The 19,979-nt window shown below is 70.1% G+C and carries 13 protein-coding genes and 1 pseudogene; 7 read left to right on the top strand and 7 right to left on the bottom strand.

Translation table 11 applies throughout. The features are described from left to right. Positions 1–52: 52 nt before the first annotated feature. On the bottom strand, positions 53–895 hold the full coding sequence (locus tag GA0115254_RS01875; protein ID WP_370740812.1) for a formylglycine-generating enzyme family protein: 843 nt from the start codon (positions 893–895) through the stop codon (positions 53–55). Between the two features lie 259 nt (positions 896–1,154). Here GA0115254_RS01875 and GA0115254_RS01870 point away from each other — a divergent pair, with 259 nt between their 5' ends. Both GA0115254_RS01870 and GA0115254_RS01860 read left to right on the top strand, forming a co-directional pair. After that, positions 1,155–2,966, top strand: a complete 1,812-nt coding sequence (locus tag GA0115254_RS01870) for a sulfatase (RefSeq protein ID WP_093893501.1) — start codon at positions 1,155–1,157, stop codon at positions 2,964–2,966. A 366-nt stretch (positions 2,967–3,332) separates the two neighbouring features. Further along, on the top strand, positions 3,333–5,594 hold the full coding sequence (locus tag GA0115254_RS01860; RefSeq protein WP_093893500.1) for an MMPL family transporter: 2,262 nt from the start codon (positions 3,333–3,335) through the stop codon (positions 5,592–5,594). 185 nt (positions 5,595–5,779) lie between these two features. Here the strand turns inward: GA0115254_RS01860 and GA0115254_RS01855 are convergent, their stop codons facing one another. After that, positions 5,780–6,835, bottom strand: a complete 1,056-nt coding sequence (locus GA0115254_RS01855; protein ID WP_093893499.1) for an Lrp/AsnC family transcriptional regulator — start codon at positions 6,833–6,835, stop codon at positions 5,780–5,782. Positions 6,836–6,993: 158 nt separating this feature from the next. Between GA0115254_RS01855 and GA0115254_RS01850 the strand changes: the two genes are divergently transcribed. Next, positions 6,994–8,280 (top strand): amidohydrolase, encoded by a 1,287-nt coding sequence (locus GA0115254_RS01850; RefSeq protein WP_093893498.1) that lies wholly within the window; start codon positions 6,994–6,996, stop codon positions 8,278–8,280. A 517-nt stretch (positions 8,281–8,797) separates the two neighbouring features. Continuing rightward, positions 8,798–9,781: a TIGR04141 family sporadically distributed protein gene (locus tag GA0115254_RS01845; protein ID WP_093893497.1), complete on the top strand. Its 984-nt coding sequence runs from the start codon at positions 8,798–8,800 to the stop codon at positions 9,779–9,781. A gap of 412 nt (positions 9,782–10,193) precedes the next feature. Here GA0115254_RS01845 and GA0115254_RS01840 read toward each other — a convergent pair whose 3' ends face one another. From GA0115254_RS01840 to GA0115254_RS01825, 4 genes are all read right to left on the bottom strand, one after another. After that, the gene (locus GA0115254_RS01840) at positions 10,194–11,708 is read right to left on the bottom strand and encodes an ABC transporter ATP-binding protein (RefSeq protein ID WP_093893496.1); all 1,515 of its coding nucleotides are present in this window, start codon (positions 11,706–11,708) and stop codon (positions 10,194–10,196) included. After that, positions 11,705–12,556: an ABC transporter permease gene (locus GA0115254_RS01835; protein WP_093893495.1), complete on the bottom strand. Its 852-nt coding sequence runs from the start codon at positions 12,554–12,556 to the stop codon at positions 11,705–11,707. Before GA0115254_RS01835 ends, GA0115254_RS01840 begins: the two co-directional genes overlap by 4 nt. Further along, positions 12,553–13,443: an ABC transporter permease gene (locus tag GA0115254_RS01830; protein WP_093893521.1), complete on the bottom strand. Its 891-nt coding sequence runs from the start codon at positions 13,441–13,443 to the stop codon at positions 12,553–12,555. Before GA0115254_RS01830 ends, GA0115254_RS01835 begins: the two co-directional genes overlap by 4 nt. 125 nt (positions 13,444–13,568) lie before the next feature. After that, on the bottom strand, positions 13,569–15,119 hold the full coding sequence (locus GA0115254_RS01825) for an ABC transporter substrate-binding protein (RefSeq protein WP_093893494.1): 1,551 nt from the start codon (positions 15,117–15,119) through the stop codon (positions 13,569–13,571). 352 nt (positions 15,120–15,471) lie between these two features. Here GA0115254_RS01825 and GA0115254_RS01820 point away from each other — a divergent pair. Beyond that, positions 15,472–15,765, top strand: a pseudogene (locus GA0115254_RS01820) (cysteine synthase family protein); the annotation flags it as partial. Positions 15,766–15,769: 4 nt separating this feature from the next. After that, entirely contained in the window at positions 15,770–17,176 is a 1,407-nt protein-coding gene (locus tag GA0115254_RS01815; RefSeq protein ID WP_093893493.1) for an MATE family efflux transporter, read from the top strand. 354 nt (positions 17,177–17,530) lie between these two features. Here the strand turns inward: GA0115254_RS01815 and GA0115254_RS01810 are convergent, their stop codons facing one another. Next, positions 17,531–18,742, bottom strand: coding sequence for a Dyp-type peroxidase (locus tag GA0115254_RS01810; RefSeq protein ID WP_093893492.1), 1,212 nt, complete (start codon positions 18,740–18,742; stop codon positions 17,531–17,533). Positions 18,743–18,772: 30 nt separating this feature from the next. Here GA0115254_RS01810 and GA0115254_RS01805 point away from each other — a divergent pair. Beyond that, positions 18,773–19,979: right-handed parallel beta-helix repeat-containing protein (locus GA0115254_RS01805; protein WP_256102351.1), on the top strand; the 1,207-nt coding region annotated here is incomplete at its 3' end.

Genomic DNA, 19,979 nt, shown 5'->3' with positions numbered 1-19,979 from the left:
TAGGAACTTGCTCTTTTAGGTTCACCCGCCGGTCGACGGGTGTCAAGAGTGTTCACGCCGGCGCAACGCAACGGAAACCCGCGTGGCCGCTGGAGCTGTCCGGACTGTTCGCGGTGCGCGCGGCGACCCGGTAACGGTTGCAGTAGGACCGGTGGCACAGGTGAGAGCCGCCGCGGATGACCTTGTCGGTGCCGGTGTCCGGGCCCCTGGGACCGATCAGCGGACGGGCGGCGCCGTGGTCGGTGCTCCACCAGTCCGCACACCACTCCCACACGTTGCCGGACATGTTGAACAGGCCGTGTCCGTTGGGCTCGAAGGCGTCGACCGGGGCCGTGCCGCGGTAGCCGTCCTCGGCGGTGTTCTTCGAGGGGAAGGTGCCCCGCCAGATGTTGCAGCGGAAGGCGCCGCCCGGGTTCAGCTCGTCCCCCCAGGGGTAGCGCCGCTGCTCCAGGCCACCGCGGGCCGCGTACTCCCACTCGGCCTCGGTGGGCAGCCGTTTGCCGGCCCACCGTGCGTAGGCGGCGGCGTCATTCCAGGAAACGTGCACGACCGGGTGGTCGCCGCGGCCGTCGAGGGTACTGCCCGGCCCCTCGGGCCGGTCCCAGGCGGCGCCCTCGGCCCCGCACCACCAGGGGGTGCGCTCCGGGCGAGGGGCGCCACGTCGGAGTGCGGCGGGGAGGAAACCCGCGAACACGTACGACCAGCCGAAACGCTCCGCGTCCGTGACATGACCGGTCTCCGCGACGAACGCGGCGAAGGCATCGTTGGTCACCGCACAGGCGTCGATCCGGAACGGGCTGAGCCGCACCGGCCTCACCGGCCCCTCCCCGTCGCCCGGGAAGCCCTCCGCGTCCTCCGTTCCCATCAGGAACTCACCGCCGGGAAGCAACACCATGCCCTGGGGCGAGGGTTTGGCGCGCGAGGCGGGCGGGGTCCCGATTTCGGCGCAGGTCGGGCTTGCGGTGGCGGTCGGGCTCCCGCCGGCGGGCATGCAGCAGCGCGGGGGCGAGGCGGGATCGCTCATGAGTGCTCCTTGTGGAACGGAAGGGCCTTTGCTTCCGAGTACCTATGTTCTAACGTACATAGTCACTGAGAAGATGTGCGACCTGTCCGACGCGCGATCACCGCCGACAGGCCACGGGAGGGACACCCCGATGAAGGCCGTCATGGTCATGTTCGACACACTCAACCGACGCTTCCTGCCTCCGTACGGCGCGGACTGGACGCACGCTCCGAACTTCACGCGCCTCGCCGAGCGCACCGCGACCTTCGACACCTGCTACGCCGGGTCGATGCCGTGCATGCCGGCCCGGCGGGAGCTGCACACGGGCCGTCACAACTTCCTGCACCGGGGCTGGGGCCCGCTGGAGCCCTTCGACGACTCCGTGCCGCAGATGCTCACCGAGAGCGGGGTGTACACCCACCTGGTCACCGATCATCAGCACTACTGGGAGGACGGCGGTGCCACCTACCACGGCCGCTACCGCACCTTCGAGTTCTTCCGCGGCCAGGAGGGCGACCCGTGGAAGGGGCACGTCGCCGACCCCGAGATCTCGGAGAGTCTGCGGGTTCGGCGGGGCGAGGCGTGGCGCCAGGACTGGGTCAATCGGCGGTACCTGGCCGACGAGGCGGACCACCCGCAGACCCGGACCTTCGACGCCGGCCTGGAGTTTCTGCGCACGAACCACGGTGAGGACGGCTGGTTCCTCCAGATCGAGACCTTCGACCCGCACGAGCCGTTCTTCAGCTATCCCCGGCACAAGGAGCGGTACCCGCACGCCTACGACGGCCCCCACTTCGACTGGCCCGACTACAAGCAGGTCGTCGAGACCGAGGAGCAGGTGGACCACGCCCGCTACGAGTACGCCGCCCTGCTGACCATGTGCGACCGGTCCCTCGGCCGGGTCCTGGACACCATGGACGAACTGGCCCTGTGGGACGATACGATGCTCATCGTCTGCACCGACCACGGGCTGCTGCTCGGCGAGCACGGCTGGTGGGGCAAGAACGTCCAGCCCTGGTACGACGAGACCATCCACACCCCGCTCTTCGTCTGGGACCCGCGCAGCCGCGTCCAGGGCGAGCGCCGCGCCTCCCTCGTCCAGACCATCGACCTCGGCCCGACCCTGCTGGAGTACTTCGGCGTCGACCGTACCCCCGACATGCAGGGACGTCCGCTGCGGCAGACCGTCGCCGACGACACGCCCGTGCGCGAGGCGGCCCTCTTCGGCGCGTTCGGGGGACACGTCAGCGTCACCGACGGCCGGTACGTGTACATGCGGGCCTGCGCGAACCCGTTCAACCAGCCCCTGTACGAGTACACGCTGATGCCCGCCCACATGCGCGGGCTGTTCGGCCCCGCCGAGCTGAAGAACGCCGAGCTGACACCGCCGTTCCCGTTCACCAAGGAGGTGCCACTTCTGCGGGTGCCGGGGCACGCCATGTCCAATCCGTACGCCTTCGGCACCCTCCTCTTCGACCTCGACACCGACCCCGGACAAGAGGCCCCGCTCGTCGACGACGCACTCGAACTGCGCATGACGGCCCTGCTGGTCGAGCAGCTGCGCGCCGCGGACGCGCCGCTCGACCAGTACGAGCGCCTCGGCTTGCCGGAGTCGGGGCCGGTCATCGACGAGCACCTGCTGGTGCAGAAGCAGCGGGCACAGGCAGAGGCATCACGGCAGCCACCACCGCGTCCCGAGAACTTCCCCACCGGGCCGTTGAGCGTCCATGTCCCCCTGTGCGACCTGCTCACGCACCCCGGGGCAGCGGCCGTTCTGAGGGAGCACTTCGCAACCCTCCTCGACGGCCCCTTCGCCCGCATGGCCGCCGACCTCTCCCTTCTCCAGATCGCCGCCTTCGCGGTGGGCCTGCTGCCGGCCGCACGCCTGCACACCATCGCCACCGAACTCTCCGAGGCCGAAACCCGGTCCGGCACAGCAGGGAGCATCCACCGTGGACGCTGACGTCAGCGCCGTCGGGGCAGGACCTCACCGGGCTGGTCGCCGCGCATGAACTCAGCTCCCGGGGACGGAAGATGGCGCCGGCGTCCAGTTCCGTCGTGGCCTTCGGGACACCGGTGGCCGCTCGGACGGACTGGGTGTCGGTGATAACGAGGGACGGGGCCTCCAATCGCCGGGCTCTCTCCCGCGCCTGGCAGCACAGGAGTTCCCGGATCCGCTGGTCAATACCGTCTTCACGCCACAGGCCGAATGAGCAGAACGCCGCCGCATCTCGGCATGGACATGCGGCGCACCACGGCTTCCGCACGCGGCTTCATCCCCCGACGTGCCGCTCAACCCTGCACATCCCCCTTCAAGGAGCACGTTTCCATGGCCTCCCTCCTCTACCGGCTCGGTCGCGGTGCCTTCCGGCATCGCCGGGCGGTGCTGGCCGCCTGGCTGCTGGTGCTGACCGCGGTGGTCACCTGCGTGATCACGTTCGGTGGCACGACCAACGACGAGTTCACGGTCCCCGGCTCACCGGCACAAACCGCGATGGACACCCTCAAGAACGAGCTGCCCTCGGCGGCCGACACCAGCGCCCAGATAGTCTTCGCCGCCCCCGAGGGGCACCACATCACCGAACCGCAGTACGTCAGAGCGGTCAGCACCACCATGGCGGAAGCCGACAAGGCCCCACAGGTTGTCGGCGTCACCGATCCCGTGCAGAGCAAGGTCATATCGCCGGACCGCACCGCCGCTCTCGGCCAGGTCCGCTACCAGGTCAGCCGCGCCGACCTGCACGACGACAGCCTCACCTCGCTGGAGAAGACCACCCGGCCCGCAAAGGATGCGGGGCTCACGGTCGAGGTCGGCGGCTCTGCCTACGGCAGCGGCAAGAGCACCGGGCACACCAAGGAATTGTTGGGCGTCGCCGTCGCCCTCGTCGTGCTCACGATCACCTTCGGCTCGCTGTTCGCCGCTGGCATGCCCCTGCTGACGGCGATCACCGGCGTCGCCGTGACCCTGCTCGGCCTCTCGGCGCTGACCGGCGTCTTGACCATTTCCAGCACCGCGCCCTCGCTGGCGTCGATGCTGGGTCTTGCGGTCGGCATCGACTACGCGCTGTTCGTCCTCTCCCGCCACCGCTCCCAGCTCGCCACCGGTATGGACACCGAGGAGTCGGCGGCCCGGGCCACCGCCACCGCAGGCAGCGCGGTCGTCTTCGCCGGCCTGACCGTGATCATCGCGCTGTGCGGGCTGGCCGTCGTACGCATCCCGTTCCTGACCGTCATGGGCGTCGGCGGTGCAGCCGCCGTATTCATCGCGGTCGGCATTTCCACCACACTCCTGCCCGCCCTGATGGGCTTCGCCGGGGAACGGCTGCGTCCCAGGCCCGGCTCACGCGCCGCCCGCCGCGAGCAGGCCGCCCACGGCAGCGGGCAACACGGCGGGCACGGTGCGCGCAGGACGATGGGCGAGCGCTGGGGCAGGATCGCCATCCGCCGGCCGCTGCTGACCCTGCTGGCCGTCCTGATCGGCCTGCTGGCCGTCGCCGTACCGGCCCGCGACCTCCAACTGGCCCTGCCCGACAACAGCTCCGCACCTGCAGGCAGCAGTCAGCGGCAGGCGTACGACCTGGTCTCCGAGAAGTTCGGTCCCGGCTTCAACGGCCCGCTGCTCGTTCTCGCTGACACCTCCCACGCCGGGAACTCGCAAGCGGCCACCGCCACGCTCGTCAAGGACCTCAAGACCACCGACGGCGTCGCCTCGGTCGGCGAGCCGCAGGTCATCGATCACGGCGAGGCGACCGTCATCCAGGTGGTACCGAAGACCGGACCCTCGGACCAGAAGACGAAGGACCTCGTCCAGTACATCCGCCACGAGGCCACCGGCTGGCAGAAGCAGACCGGCTCCGAGGTGTCGGTGACCGGTACGACCGCCGTGAACATCGACGTCTCCGACCGGCTGGCGAGCTCTCTGATCCCCTTCGCGCTCGTCGTCGTCGGCCTGTCCCTGCTGCTGTTGCTGCTCGTCTTCCGTTCCGTGGTCGTGCCGTTGAAGGCCAGCCTCGGCTTCCTATTGTCGGTGGCCGCCACGTTCGGCGCGGTCGTGGCCGTGTTCCAGTGGGGCTGGCTCGCGAGCGCGCTCAGCGTCACGGAGACCGGCCCCGTCGTCAGCATCCTGCCCATCCTCGTGATGGCGGTCCTGTTCGGACTCGCCATGGACTACGAGGTGTTCATGGTCAGCCGCATGCGCGAGGCACACGTCCACGGCGCCGCACCCCGCGAGGCCGTCCTGGCCGGCTCATGCCACGCCTCCCGCGTGGTCACCGCCGCCGCGCTCATCATGTTCGCGGTGTTCGCGAGCTTCGTCCCCGGTGGCAGCACCATGCTCAAGCCGATCGCCTTCGCCCTCGCCGTCGGCGTCTTCATCGACGCCTTCCTGGTCCGTATGACGCTTGTCCCTGCGGTCCTCGCCCTGGTCGGCCGGGCGGGCTGGTGGCTGCCGAAGTGGCTGGACCGGCTGCTGCCCGACCTCGACATCGAGGGCGAACGGCTCTCGGCAGACCGGCAGAAGAAGGGCACGGACGGGCACGGCCCCGGCCTGCCCGTCACGGTCGGCGGGGCCTTCAGGGAAGACCCGCGCTGACAGAACGACCGGCAATGAGCCGACCGGAGTCCGTGGCCGTCGCCCGGTCACGGACTCCGTCTCTCCAAGGCACGCTTTACGCGTCGGGGCGGACTCCGATCCGCATGAACGCCTGCACGAGCGGGACCGGCGGTACCGCGGGCGACATGACCCGCGAGCCGAAGTGGACGACCACGAGTTCCAGATCACTTCTGCGGCGGCCCCAGTGGGACCCGGCGCACCGCCCGCCCGTGCAGGTCGAGCAGCCAGCCCATGCGCTTGAGCGAACGCAGCGCCACCGTACGGTCCTTGACCTCCAGCTCGGGGCAGCGCTGCGCGAGCGTCGTTTCGAACGGGCCGATGTCGAAGAGCCCGTGCAGCCACACCAGGACGAGCAGATTGTGCGGCCCGCTGACCGAGACGCACAGGCGGACCTGTTCCATCCGGGCCAGCAGCAGGCCGGTCTGTTCCAGCCGGGTGTGCGGGACCACCGTGCGGTAGATCATCATCGTCGGCAGCCCGGCCAGCGGATGCGCCAGATCGCAGCGGAAGGTGAGGTCGCCGGCCTGGATCAGGCGGGTCAGCCGGCGCCGCGCGGTGTGCTCGCTCAGGCCGGTGGCGGCAGCGAGCTCGGTGTGCCCGAGCCGCCCGTCGGTCCCCAACTCCCTTATCAGTGAAAGGTCTTCGGGCGCGGGCCGCCGCCCCAGCTCCGAGCTGTACGTGAGGTGCCGCGACGCCCGGCCCTGCGACAACTGGGCGTGCCCGGCCGGCTCCATCGCCCGGATCCGCCAGTCACTGCCCTCCCCGTACGCGGTGATGCCGAGCCGGGTCCGGGTGGAGCGCACGCCCGGCAGCCCGCCGATGTCCCGGTGCACCGCGCGGCCGAGCGCGGGCAGGTCGGCCGCCGCGACGGACACGAAGAGATCGAAGTCGCCGGCCGTCTCGTCGACGCTGATCACCCACGGGAGTTCGGTCAACTCGGCGGTGACGGACTCCATCGTGCCCGCCCGGCAGCGCACCTCGACGAAGGCGACCACGGTGGCCTTGCCGGACTCGTACGCGGTGATCCAGGCCAGGCGGCGGGCGCACAGCCGTTCCCAGCGCCGGGCCGCGGTCGTCGCGTCCACACCGAGCGCCCGGCCGATCCGGGTCCACGGGGCCCGCGGCGCCGTCTGGAGCGCGTCGACCAGCGCGAGGTCGGCCTCGGTGAAGCGATCGTCGGGATCCGGCAGATCGACGGCCTCAGTGATGCTTTCCGGCATTATGGCCCCTCCTCAGGCAATACCTCAGATCGTAGGGGCATTCCCGGCCGGTGCCCAGGCCCGGCCCCTCGTGATGAGGAGTGCCGTGTGTCCGCTCCGCCCTCCGCGGCCCGCACCGAGGCTGCGGCCCGCACCGTCAAGCCCGCATTGGAGCACACATGACCTCGACTCCCGCCCTGCTGTCCGGACTCGACGAGCGCCTCCCCGACCTGCTCGCCCTCTACCGCGACCTGCACGCCCACCCCGAACTCTCCTTCCGGGAGACCCGCACCGCCGCCCTCGTCGCGGCCCGCCTGCGCGCGCAGGGCTGGCAGGTGACCGAGGGCGTCGGCGGCACCGGCGTCGTCGGCGTCCTCACCTCCGGCCCCGGCCCCGTGGTCCTGCTCCGCGCCGACATGGACGCCCTGCCGGTACGCGAGGAAACCGGCCTGCCGTACGCCTCCACCGCCACCGGCATCGACCCCGACGGCAACGAGGTGCCGGTCATGCACGCCTGCGGCCACGACATGCACGTCACGTGTCTGCTCGGCGCCACCGGCCAGTTGGCCGCGCATCGCGACGCGTGGCACGGCACGGTGGTCGCCGTCTTCCAGCCCGCCGAGGAGGTCGGCGGCGCGCCCGCCGTGCTCGAAGACGGTTTCGCCGACCGCTTCCCGCACCCCGACATCTGCCTCGCCCAGCACGTGGCCCCGGCACCCGTCGGCTTCCTCGGCCTGCGCCCCGGCCAGGTGATGGCCGCGTCCGACAGCCTGCGGATACGGCTCTTCGGGCGCGGCGGGCACGGCTCCCGGCCCGAGGCCACGGTCGACCCGGTGGTGCTCGCGGCCGCGGTGGTGATGCGCCTGCAGACGGTGGTCTCCCGCGAAGTGGCCGCCGACCGGACCGCGGTGCTGACGGTCGGCTCGCTGCACGCGGGCACCAAGGAAAACATCATCCCCGACACCGCCGACCTCAGCATCAACATCCGCAGTACCACCCCGGCCGTACGCGACCAGCTCTTCGCGGCAGTCGAACGGATCGTCAGGGCGGAAGCCGCCGCATCCGGGGCCCCCAAGGAGCCGGAGATCACCCGCTTCCATTCCTTCCCGGTCACCGTCAACGACGACGAGGCCACCGCCACCGTACGCACCGCACTGGCCGATGCGCTCGGTGAACACCAGGTGTTCACCCTGCCCACCGGCGTCACCGGCAGTGAGGACTTCGGCGCCTTCGGCACCGCCCTCGAAACCCCTTCCGTCTACTGGTTCTTCGGCGGCACCGACCCCGCCGAGTTCGCCGGCCTGTCCTCCGCCGACCTCGTCACCGACGGCATCCCGCCCCGCGTCCCGGCCAACCACTCCCCCCTCTTCGCCCCAGTGCCCGAGCCGACGGTCACCACCGGGGTACGGGCCCTGCTCGCGGCGGCCGGCGCCTGGCTGTGCGCGGCGCCACGGGCCGTACAGTGACCGGAAGTTGAGGAACCAGGGGCCGTTTGCAGAGATCAACGGAAGGTGGATCACGGTGAGGTGATACATCGCCGTGATTCACCTTCCGTTGATACCGCGGGCCACAACGGGACATCCGCGTGTGTCGGACCGGAAGGTCATCAACGGGTCTGTCCGGACCGGGATCTGATGGCGTGACCTGCCGGACCACTGCGGGCCATGGACGGTCTGCACGCGTTTCCGCCGCCACGCCTTCAATGGAGTGTTCACTCACGCTCTTCAGCAGATCCGGGCCCGCGCGGACGCGGCCGGTGACATCGACCGCCTGGTGCAGATCGACTCCATCATCGTCCGCGCCCATCAGCACGCCGCCGCCACGGGCCGAAAAGGGGAGGCCGGTTGTGCCGGCGAGCCAAGGCGTCGTCCCCCCAGTCTCTTCCGGGATGTCCGAGGGCTCCAGTGCTGTAGTGCCGTCGCACCCCAGCCGACCTGCCGAAACGCAAGCGGGAAAGGAGGTGCGACGGCAACGACCCACCACATGCCACCCGCGCGCTCAGGTGTCCAGGTGGTCCACGGCCGGCCCGCCGACGGACGGATCTCCTCCATCGTCCCCGCCGATCACCAGGCGGCGTACACGGAGGCCACCGCCTACATCACGCGGATCAACAGCATCGACGCCTGGCGCTCCGACGACTTCGACCTCGATTACGTACTCATGCGGGCCCGGCTCGCGCCGCCCGGGCGTCGCCTCAAGGTGCTGCGCGAGGGAACGGTGACCCTCGCCAGGGACCGCCGGGCAGGTGTCGTCGACACACTCGCCGTGACCAGCGCACTGTCCTGGCTGGAGGTCGGCTCCTCGCTGGGCTCCAGGCGGTTCTTCCTCCTGGAGGGCGAGTGGTACGAGGGCGGGGCCGCCTACGTGGCGGAGAGCCGGGCCACTGTGGCGGCCCTGTTCCCTCCCGCTCCCTCCGTCTCGCTGCCCGCCTGGCTCGACGGTGAGTCCGAGAATACGTACAACAACAGGGTGGCCGATGAGGAGCGGCCGGGCTGGCTCTGCCTCGACACCAAGAACGTCACCAATCCCCTCCGGCCCAGGGACCAGGTCGAGATCTGCGATCTGCTCACGCCCGACGGCACCCTGGTCCTCGTCAAGCGCGCAGGCGGTTCCGGTCCGCTGAGTCACCTGTTCAGCCAGGCCAGGGTGGCGGTGGAACTGCTCCAGGAATCCGCCCGGGTTCGTGCGGAGTTCACTGCGAAGGTCACCCGGCTCAGCGGGGGCAGGTGCGTACTTCCCGACGACTTCACGCCCAGGCGGATCGTTCTTGCCATGCTGCTCAAGAACCGTGAGAACCTGACCCCTGAGTCCGTCTTCGGCTTCTCCCAGATCACCCTTGCCCAGACCGCGAAGGCCCTGGCAGCACGAGGGGTGGCTGTCGAAGTCATCGGAATCCCGGAGGGCAGCGTCGACACCGTTCCCCTGTCCATGTGTCGGGTGGGGATCGGTGCAGGGGTCCCCGGCTGAGCGTCCCAGACGCCGGTTCGTCGGGATAACAGCCATGCCGACGGTGCAACTGGTCAGCCGAAGTGCCCTCCGCGTGGACATTCCTGGGACTTCTCCGGTACTTGCAGTTGCGCCAATGGGCACGAGCGTGAAACAGCCGAAAGGCCATCTGTACGGGTCAGCGACCCCCAATCATCCAACACAGCGCGCCATGGGCTCGCTGGTCCTTGCCGCGACATCTGACCGGCAGATGCCGCCGCCTCTCCTGACCTGCGCGAATGCAGACCAAGAGGAGGTGCGGCGGCATCTGTGGGACTTCTCCGGGACTTTGGCCCCCAGACGGCCACCCCACCAGGGCCGATGGCACGCACTGGCGCAATCAGTACGCCGGTGCCCCGGTGCGATTGCGGCGTGCGGCAGGCACCGCAGGTGGTCAGGTTGGCATGAGTGCCGTGGTGGGGCCGTGCGCGGTGAGTCGTCCCGTTTCCAGGATGTGCACGGTGTCGGTGTAGGCGGCGACCAGATGGGTCTCGTGGCTGACGAGGGTGATGGCCATGTCGTGTTCGGTGCGCAGGCGTTGCAGGAGCTCCATGATGGCGATGGCGGTGTCGGGATCGAGCGCGGAGGTGATCTCGTCGCAGAGCAGGAAGTCGGGGTTGGCGGTGAGGGCTCGGGCGATGGAGACGCGCTGGCGCTGCCCGCCGGAGAGTTCGTGCGGGTAGCGGTGGACGAAGTCGGCCGGCAGGTCGACCTGGTCGAGCAGTTCGGTGATCCGGGCTGCGATCTGCGCCTTGGTCAGCTCGGTGTGCCGGCGCAGGGGCCGGGCCAGGGCCGCGCCTATGGTGCGGGACGGATTGAGCGCGCCCAGTGGGTTTTGCGGAACCAGCTGGATGCGCCGGTGGTGTTCGCGACGACGCTTGCGGGCTGCATGGGCCAGCGGGTGCCCGTCAAGGACGAGGGATCCGGCGTCGGGCCGCTGCAGGCCGGCGAGAACGCGCAGCAGGGTGGTCTTGCCGGATCCGGAGGGCCCGATGATCGCGGTCGCCGAGCCGGAGGGCGCTATGAAGTCGACCTTGTCGAGTGCCGGTTGGGCTGTGCCTCGGCCGCGGAAGGTCACGCTGACGGACTGTGCCGTGATCCCGTCCACGGGAGAGTCCGCGGATTCGGCCTTCTGCTGTGTCAGCGGTGTGCGTTGTCGAGGGAGGCGTGGTTGCGCGGTGGTGAGCTGTACGACGTGGTCGGCGCAGGCATCGACGAGTTCGGGGTCGTGGCAGGCCATGACGATGGCCAGACCGCGCGAGGTGGCCAGATGGCGCAGCAGACTGGCGATGTCGTCGCGCAGCGCTTTGTCGAGTCCCGCGGTCGGTTCGTCGAGGAGCAGCAGGTCGGGGGTGCGGGCGAGGGCGCGGGCGAGGGCGACGCGGCGCTGCTGGCCGCCGGAGATCGCGTTGGGCCTGCGGTCGGGGAATCCGCCGTCCGTGGGCAGCTTGCATTCGCGCAGCAGGTCAAGCACGGCCTGTTCGCTCGCAGTGGGGGCGGTTTCTGCGACGAGGTGGCGGATCTTCATCCGGGGGTTGAGCGCTGAGCCGGGGTCCTGGCCGACGTAGGCGACCTGGGTGCGGCGCATGGTCCGCAGTGCCGTCGGGTCAAGGCTGGGGACGTGATGGCCCAGGACGTCGAACGTGGTGCAGTGGGTGGTGGCTCGAGCGGGAAGGTGGCCGATCAGGGTGCGCAGCAGGGTGGTCTTGCCGGATCCGGAGGCCCCGGTCAGAGCGGTGATCTCCCCGGCCCGGACAGTCAGGCTGGTGGGCCGGAGCAGAACGGGTCCGTCGGGGATCCGGATGCTGAGATCGGTCACCGTCACCACTGTCGCGGATGCGCTGTCCTTGCCGGCTGACGCAGGGGCGGTGGGCTCGTTGGTGGTGGGCGACGGTAGGGGGTTGTTCACGGGGTGATCACCGCCTTGCGTGCGGAGCGGGGGGCGAGGGAGGTGGCGGCCAGGTTGACGCTGATGGCGAGGGCGGCGATGGCCAGGCTGGGGGCTACGACCGCCCATGGGTTGAGGAGGATGCCCGAGGAGTTCTCCCGGATCATCAAAGCCCAGTCCGCGGCGGGTGGCTGGGGGCCGATCTGCAGGAAACCGGCCATGGAGATGACGTAGACGGCTTCGACGAAGCGCAGGCCGAACAGCGCGAGGATGGTGGAGCGCAGGTTCGGCAGGAGTTCGCGGGTGGCGGTGTAGATGAGGGATTCGCCGCCGGCGAGGGCTGCTTCGACGTACCCGGCGTCGGCGAGGGGAGCGGCTGCGCCGGCGACGATGCGGACGGCGTAAGGGGTGCCCAGGATGATGGCGGCGCTGATGACGGCCCATCGTCCGCCGCCGGGCCAGGCCAGCGCGATGAGCATGATGCCGAGGATCGGCGGGAGCAGGATGAAGACGTCGGCGGTGCGTTCCACGGCCCTCCCCACGGCCGGGTGCAGGACGGCGAAGCAGCCCGCCAACGCGGCGAGCGCGGTGACGACGGCGGCGACCAGGAGGGCGCTGCCGATCAGGGCGGTTCCGCCGTGAAGGAGCCTGCTGAGGACGTCGCGGCCGAGCTGGTCCCCACCCAGTGGTGCGCCGTCGCCGGCGGTGGCGAAGGGAGCGGTGACCGGTTTGTCGAGGGGGTGCGCGGCAAGGAACGGGCCGGTGAGGGCCAGCAGGACCAGCAGGACACCCGGGACCAGACGCCGGATCACCCGTCCGCGGCCTGCAAAGCCCCTCGGCGCACGAGCTGTGGTGAGGGCGTTGCTCATGCGTGACTCCCCAGAACTCGGGCGCGGACGAGGTCGGCGGCCAGCAGGACCAGGCTGATGGCGGCACCGGCGCAGACGACGACTCCGGCGATGAGCGGGGTGTCGCGGGTGGATACGGCGCTGGCGAGCACGCTTCCGATACCGGGGTAGTTGAAGAGCGTTTCCACGACCACGGTGCCGCCCAGGAGCATGCCGGTGGAGGTGGCGAGGCCGGTGGCGATGGCCGGGACGGCGCCGGGCAGGGCGTGGCGCCAGATGACGCGGCGCACCGGCAGGCCGTCCAGGTGGGCGGCCTCGACGTGCGGTGTGGCCGCCTGGTCGGCGAGAGCGCCGCGCACGATGGTGGTGTTCCATCCGGTCTGCGGGACGACCAGGGCGAGGACCGGCATGATCAGCATGGTCCACGTGGCCGGCCTGCCGTCGGCCCCGGCCACGGTCACTGCGGGCAGCCAGCCGGTCCACAGCGAGAGCAACATCAGCAGGCCGACGGAGACGACGAATTCGGGGATGGCGAATGCCGAGGTCGAGGCATGGCCGATGACCCGATCGATGAGCCGGCCGGGGCGGGCGGCGGCCCAGCACCCCAGGGCCAGGGACGCCGCTGCGGTCAGGACGAAGGCGAGGGCCGCGAGCAGCAGCGTGTTCGGGAACGGGTCGGCCAGCATCTGCGTGATCTTCTCGCCTCGGGCGCTGACACCCAGGTCCCCGGTGAACAGCCCCGTCATCCAGTCCCAGAAGCGTTCCCACACCGGCCGGTCAAGTCCCAGCAGGTGGCGGCGGGCCGCGATGTCGGCGGCGCTCTCGCCGCGTTCGGACGTCGCGGTCGCAGCGTCCCCGGGAAGCAGCTCGACAGCGGCGAACACCAGGGCGAGCAGGATGACCAGCATGAGGACCCGCCGCCCCACGGCCGCGGCGAAGCGGCCGAGGAACGGAATCGGGAACGGGCGGCGTCGCGCGGTGGCCGCCCCTGTGCCGGCAGGAGCGGCCACCGCGCTGTCCTCGGGCGCGTGGCTCAACTCAGCCACACGTTCTCCAGTTGGACACGGCCGTAGCCGGGCAGCTTCGGCAGGTCCTGGACTTTCGCAGCGGCCAGGTCGACACCGTCGGCCATGCCCCACAGCAGGTAGCCGGAGCGGTCGTACTCGATCTGCTGCAGTTCGTGCAGGGCCTTGGCCCGCGCCTGTTCGTCCGTGGTGCCGATGGCCTTGCGGTAGGTGGCGTCGAACTCCTTGTCGGCGAAGCCCGATTCGTTCTGACCGGCGCCGCTGAGCAGGGTCTTGGACGCGAAGAACAGCACCGAGTCGTTGGTGCCCCAGTAGTTCGTGTAGAGGTCGCCCTTGAGCCAGGTCTTCTCGTAGAACGTTCCCGACTCCTGCTTGACCACCTTGATCTTGATCCCGGCCTCACGCGCCTGCGAGGCGAACAGGGTCGCGGAGTCGGCGATTCCGGAGACGTCTTCGGTGGTGTACAGCTCATAGGTCTTGGACAGGTCGAACTTGGCGTCTTCGAGGAGCTGCTTGGCCTTGGCCAGGTCGCGCTTGCGCTGCGGGATGTCCTTGGCGTAGTCGGGGTCGCCGGTGCCCATGATGTCGTTGGCGACGTTCCCGTATCCGGAGAGGGCCTGCTTGACCATTGCCTCGCGGTCCACGACCAGGCGCATGGCTTCCCGCACCCGCGGGTCGGCGAATGGGCCGTCGGCGGTGCGCATGACGATGGGCATCGACATGTCGTCGGGGCGGCGGACGACCTGGATGTCCTTGCGGGACTCCGCGGTGCGCGCGGCGATGGGGCCGGCGTTGGAGGCGACGTCGATCTGCCCGGCGAACAGGGCGTTGGCCATGGCCTGCGGCGTCTCGAACATGGTCACCTCGATCGCGTCGAGGTAGACGGTGCCGCCGTACCATTTGTCGTTGCGCACCAGACGGGCGTTGCCGTTGCGGTACCAGTCCAGCTTGAACGGGCCGGTGCCCGGCGCCTTCGCCACTGCCTTGTCCGGCGTGTCCTTCTTCATGACGAACGTGGCAAAGCGCGTCATGAGAGGGAAGTCGGCGTTGGCGTACTCGGAGACAACCACCACAGTGTCGGCGCCCTCGGCCGTGATGCTGTCGGCGTTCTTCACTCCGGGCAGGCGGGCTGCACCGGCCGGCGTGTTGCGCAGTCGACGCAGCGACCAGACCACGTCGTCGGCGGTGGCCGGGGTGCCGTCATGGAAGACCGCACCCTTGGCCACCTTGAAGCGCCACGTCTTCAGGTCCGCCGAGGGCTCCCACGAGGCCAGCCGGGGCACGGTGTTGGACTTGGCGCCCGGAACGGCGAGCGTGTCGAAGGTAAGCGCGAGAATCAGGTAGTCGCTCTCATTGGCCTGCGTGCCATGCGGGTCGCGGGTGATGGCGCCGGCCCGGCCGAGCGCGCCGATGCGCAGGGTGCCACCCTTTCGGGGCTTGCCGCCCTTGCCGGAGGAGTCGGCCGCGGTGTCACCGCTACCCGAGGAGCACGCCGCCAGCAGCGCGGCCGCCCCTATCGCCCCGCCGGCCAACAGCACCTGACGCCTGTTGATGTCCACGTACGTCCTCGCTCCATGTTCCGGGCAGCCCAAAGATGCCTAAGGTTTGCCTACCCTAACGACAGTCAATTCCACAAGAAGGGGCGGGATGGATCACGCGCAGGAGATTGCACACTCACTCATCGACCGATCCCGCCTTGAAGGGCTCCAGTCATCCTAGCTCGAAAGAAAGGTATGCCTTACCTAAGTTCAATGCTAGCGTTCGGTCGCCACCGGGAGCCGTAGCGCCTGCAGTGGCTGGCTGAATTGCCCTGTGCTGCTGCCAGTTGGCGACCGCCGCCTGCTGCGCACCGGCGGCACCGTCTGCCATCCCCGCACGGAACGGATCTTCTTGCCATGAGCGCGACAGCCATTGATCGACGAGGGCGTCAAGGTGGGCGACGTCGAGGCGTTCGCCACCTGCCGGGCCGTCGCCCGTACCGGCCTGCTCATCGGCGGCTCCGCCGGGGGCGTGGTCCACGAGGCGCTGACCCGCCTGCCTTCGCTGCCGCCGGGGACGACTATGGTCGCCCTGGTCAATGACGGCGGGGAGAAGTACATGGACACCGTGTTCAACGACGACTGGATGCAGGCCCGCGGCCTCCTCGATCCCGACGCGGAACGGGAGATCGACGAACTCCTCACCATGCTCCGCAGGAACCGGTAACCCGATGCTCACCACCCTCCTCCGCGACAGCCGGGCCCTCGCCACCCTCGCGGTCCCGCTGATCCTCACCCAGCTCGCACAGGTCGCCCTGACCACGACGGACACCGTCATGATGGGCTTCCTCGGCACACAGGAACTGGCAGCGGGCGGCCTGGCCATCGTCATCTTCAACCAGCTGCGCACTATGGGCGTCGGCCTGGTCACCTCCGTGGGCAACCAGATCGCCGCCGCCGGAGCCCGCGCCGAACAAGCCGCTCAGGATGCGAACCAGGACGGGCAGGAACAAGGCCGCGAGGAGGTGCAGGGCATCGTCCGCGCCAGCATGGCGCTGGCCACCCTCGCGGGCATCGCCGGCGCCGTCCTCATGATCCTGATCGGGCAGGCCCTGCCGTGGCTCGGGCAGGACGCCGCAGTCGCCGACCGCGCGCAGACCGTGATCTTCGCGCTCGCCCCCGGCCTGCTGCCCTGCCTCTGGTTCCAGGTGATCCGCCAGTTCACCGTCGGCATGCAGCGCCCCCAGGCCCTGCTGCAGATCACCATCGCCTCGATCGCGGTCAACGCGGGTCTCAACTGGATCCTCATCCACGGCACCTGGGGCCTGCCCCGCATGGGTCTGACCGGCGTCGGCATCGCCACCTCCAGCGTCTACCTGCTGACCTTCATCGCTCTCTACCTGTCGGCGAAGAAGGACACCACCCTCGCCCCGCTGCTGTCCCTGAAACTGATGAAGGCCGATCCGGAAGTCCTCAAGCGCTTGCTGCGCCTGGGCATTCCGATCGCCGCCACCTACGGCTCCGAAGCGGGGTTCTTCTCCCTCACCGCGCTGATGGCCGGGTCCTTCGGGCCCGCCGCACTGGCCGCGCACACAGCCGTCAACCAACTCGTCTACATCGTCTTCCAGGTCGCCGTCGGCCTCTCCCACGCCGCCTCGATCAACGTCAGCCGCGAACTGGCACTGGGCCGCTACGACGACGCCCGACGCATCAAGAACACCGCGCTGGCCTGCGCCGGCGTCGTCATGATCGTCGTCGGCATCCTCTACCTCACCCTGCCCGAGCTCGTCCTGGCCCCCTTCCTGGAGTCCGGCTCGGACAACGCGCTCACCATCGCCGGCCACCTGCTGATCGTGACCGCGTTCCTACAGTTCTTCGACTGCGCCCAGAACATCGGCGTCGGCCTGCTGCGTGGACTCGACGACACCAAGAGCGGATTTCGCATCACGCTCATCGGTTACTGGGCCGTCGGCCTGCCCGCGGCATGGCTCCTCGCCTACGCCCTGGACCTCGAAGCCGTGGGCATCTGGCTCGGCCTGCTCACCGGCCTCGCCACCACCGCCATCCTGCTCCTGCGCCGCTACTCCGCCTCCCTCACCGCACGAGCCGACGACCGGACATCCGTCGCGGCAGCCTGAATCGGACCGACACCTACCTCACGGCACAGGACACAAGGAGGACCGAAGCGAGTGGCTGAACACCCGCAGGGCGAGTCGAGCCACCACAGCGCGTGGGCGCGCTCCATCGTGGCGACCCTCGTCGCACCCCACGAGACTCGACCACACCCTCGTCTCGACCCTCACGGGATGGCCGTGCTCTCCGAGGAGAACGCCCCGTGGCGGGCCGACGCCATGGTCACGGAGCCGCCTGGTCCCTTCCACGACATCCGACCGTCCGGCGCCGTCGAGTACCACGTCGCGATGATCTCCGGCAGCAGCCCGCCGCCGCTTCGGGCCGGTGGTCGTGGTGGGGAGGAGGGAGCGAGACGGGCTTCATGTCCAGAGCTGTTCGCCGAAAGTCCCGGCGGGTGCGGGGCCGGGCAGGACGTAGGCCACGGCCGAGGCGCGATGTTGGAGGAAGGGGGTGAGGGCGTCGCGGGCGGCCAGACGGTCCTGGACGCGGGTGAACTGGGCAGGGTCGCGCATGAAGGCGCAGAAGAGAAGGCCGCGGTCGGTCGGGCCGTCGTCGTAGCTGTAACTGCGGCGGAGCATACGGGCACCACCGTCGAAGCGGGGGCTGGCAAGACGCACGTGGGCGGTGGCCGGGATGACGTAGGAACCGTCGGGGTTCTTCGCGTAGATGTCCGGCTCGTCATGCTCGGCGGTGCCGCTGAGGGGGACGCCGTCGCGGGCGCGGCGGCCTATCACCCGATCGCGCCGGCCCTCGGGAAGGGCCGCGAAGCCGGTGACGTCCATGCGGATCCTGCGGTAGACCAGAACGGTGCCGTTCCGGTGGGCTCCGGGTGGGCCCCAGACCCACTGCTCGGCCGCCGCGTGATCGGGGTTGGCGGTGCCGTCCTTGGAGCCGAACAAGTTGCGCGGCGTGGTGCCCGGCACCGTGTGGGGCAGGAAGCCGGACTGGGTCCAGCGCGATACGGCGCCGGCGGCGTGCGCGGCCCTGTCGGCGAGTTCGGCGACGATGGTGAGGGTCCAGCGGTCGGCTGCACACAGTTGGACCAGGATATCGCCGTTGCTGCGGTGCGGGTCGAGACGGTCGCCGGGGAAGGGGGACAACTCGCCAAGAGAATCGGGGACGTTGAGGCCGAGGCGGGCGGCAAGGGCGGGGCCGATGCCGACCAGGGAGGTGAGCCGGGTCGCACCGCCGCCCCGGAGTCGCGGGTCCGGCGGGGCGTCGGAGGCTGCGGTGGCGAGCGTGCGGGTCAGCGCGTCGAGGACGCCGCGCAGGGTCTTCCGGTCGGTGGCGGCGGAGGTCTGCGGGATGTCGAAGGAGAGCAGGTGCGTCGCCGGTTGCTGGGGCGCCGTGACACCCGCCTGTCGGACGCCGTGGAAGGGAATCGCGGCCTCGGCCGGCGGGGCGCCGGTGGCGGCACGGACGGCTGTCCGGCCGTCTCTCGCCAGTTCGTCGGCCGCCGCGCCGATCCCGGCGGCGAGCACCGCTCCGCCGGCGAGCAGTGCCCGGCGCCGCCCGAAACGGGTTGCCGCGGGTCGGGGTGAATCCTGCGCATTTCCCTGTTCGGTGGGCATACGCCTATTGGAGACGATAAAACAACTGCCATGCAAATCCTGTCTGGAGAAGCCCTGTTGACGCGTGCGGCAGTTCCGGCGGCCGTCTTCCGGGCGGCGCTGCGTCTGTCGGTGCTGGTCGTCTCGGTCGCCATGGCGGCCACCGGGTGCTCCGGTACGGGGTCGACGTCGGACGATGCGCGGCATCCGGCGGGGAGCGTGCTGCGTGTTCCGCAGGACTTCCCCTCGGTGCAGCAGGCGGTCGACGCCGCTCGTGAGGGCGAGACGGTACTGATCGGCCCGGGCGTGTACCGGGAGAGCGTGCGCGTCACCAGGCCCCGCGTGGTACTGCGCGGAACGGACCGCAACAAGGTGGTCTTCGACGGCGGCGTGCGTCTGGCCAACGGCATCACCGTGACCGGCGCCGGCTCGGTGGTCGAGAACCTCACCGTGCACGGCTACCTCGCCAACGGCGTGCTGTTCACCGGCGTCACCGACGAGCGGTTGCAGCAGCGCGGCGCGGGTGGCTCCGCCTACGACCCGCTGGACACCACCCGCTTCCCTCCCGTCCGGGGCTTCCGCGCGACCCGGGTGACGTCGTACAACAACGGTCTGTACGGCATCTACGCCTTTGACGCGCGCGACGGCGTGATCGAGGACTCCTACGCCTCCGGGCACGCAGACTCCGGCATCTACGTCGGCCAGTGCAAGCCCTGCGCCACCGTCGTCCGTGGCAACACGGTGGAGCGCAACGCGGTCGGCATCGAACTGACCAATGCCTCGGACGGCCTGTCGGTGCTGGGCAATCGCGTCGCCCGCAACCGGGTCGGCGTCACAGTCAACTCCAACGACCTGGAGGCCCTCGCCCCGCAGCACGGCGCGGTGATCGCGGGCAACGTGGTCGCAGACAACAACGCCGCCGACACGCCCGAGCAGGCGGACGGGGGCTTCGGCATCGGCATCGGCATCGGCGGCGGCACCGCGAACCGCGTCCAGCGCAACCTGGTCCGGGGCAACCGGGCGGCCGGAGTGATCGTCACCGACCCGCCGGGGCATCCGGCGAGCGGCAATCGCGTCGAGGGCAACCGCGCCACCGGCAACGGCATCGACCTCGTGCTGGCCTCTGTCGACCCCGGCAACTGTTTCGCCGGCAACCGGCCCGCCACCCAGAGCCCGGACGACCTGGAGGGTCGCGCGGGCTGCGGCAATCGCGGTCGGGGCGCGCTGCCCGCCGGCCGGACAGCGCCGGTGCAGGCGC

The organism is Streptomyces sp. Ncost-T10-10d, assembly GCF_900091955.1.
Lineage (GTDB): Bacteria > Actinomycetota > Actinomycetes > Streptomycetales > Streptomycetaceae > Streptomyces.
This window is presented reverse-complemented; position numbering and strand designations above follow the sequence as displayed.

Bases quoted from the DNA above. Each gene is read 5' to 3' on its own strand.
- GA0115254_RS01830 (WP_093893521.1), bottom strand. From the start codon at position 13,443: ATGCTGGTCATCCTGCTCGCCCTGGTGTTCGCCGCTGTCGAGCTGCTT.
- GA0115254_RS01835 (WP_093893495.1), bottom strand. From the start codon at position 12,556: ATGAGCAACGCCCTCACCACAGCTCGTGCGCCGAGGGGCTTTGCAGGC.
- GA0115254_RS01845 (WP_093893497.1), top strand. From the start codon at position 8,798: ATGCCACCCGCGCGCTCAGGTGTCCAGGTGGTCCACGGCCGGCCCGCC.
- GA0115254_RS01870 (WP_093893501.1), top strand. From the start codon at position 1,155: ATGAAGGCCGTCATGGTCATGTTCGACACACTCAACCGACGCTTCCTG.
- GA0115254_RS01860 (WP_093893500.1), top strand. From the start codon at position 3,333: ATGGCCTCCCTCCTCTACCGGCTCGGTCGCGGTGCCTTCCGGCATCGC.
- GA0115254_RS01815 (WP_093893493.1), top strand. From the start codon at position 15,770: ATGCTCACCACCCTCCTCCGCGACAGCCGGGCCCTCGCCACCCTCGCG.
- GA0115254_RS01875 (WP_370740812.1), bottom strand. From the start codon at position 895: ATGGTGTTGCTTCCCGGCGGTGAGTTCCTGATGGGAACGGAGGACGCG.
- GA0115254_RS01855 (WP_093893499.1), bottom strand. From the start codon at position 6,835: ATGCCGGAAAGCATCACTGAGGCCGTCGATCTGCCGGATCCCGACGAT.
- GA0115254_RS01850 (WP_093893498.1), top strand. From the start codon at position 6,994: ATGACCTCGACTCCCGCCCTGCTGTCCGGACTCGACGAGCGCCTCCCC.
- GA0115254_RS01810 (WP_093893492.1), bottom strand. From the start codon at position 18,742: ATGCCCACCGAACAGGGAAATGCGCAGGATTCACCCCGACCCGCGGCA.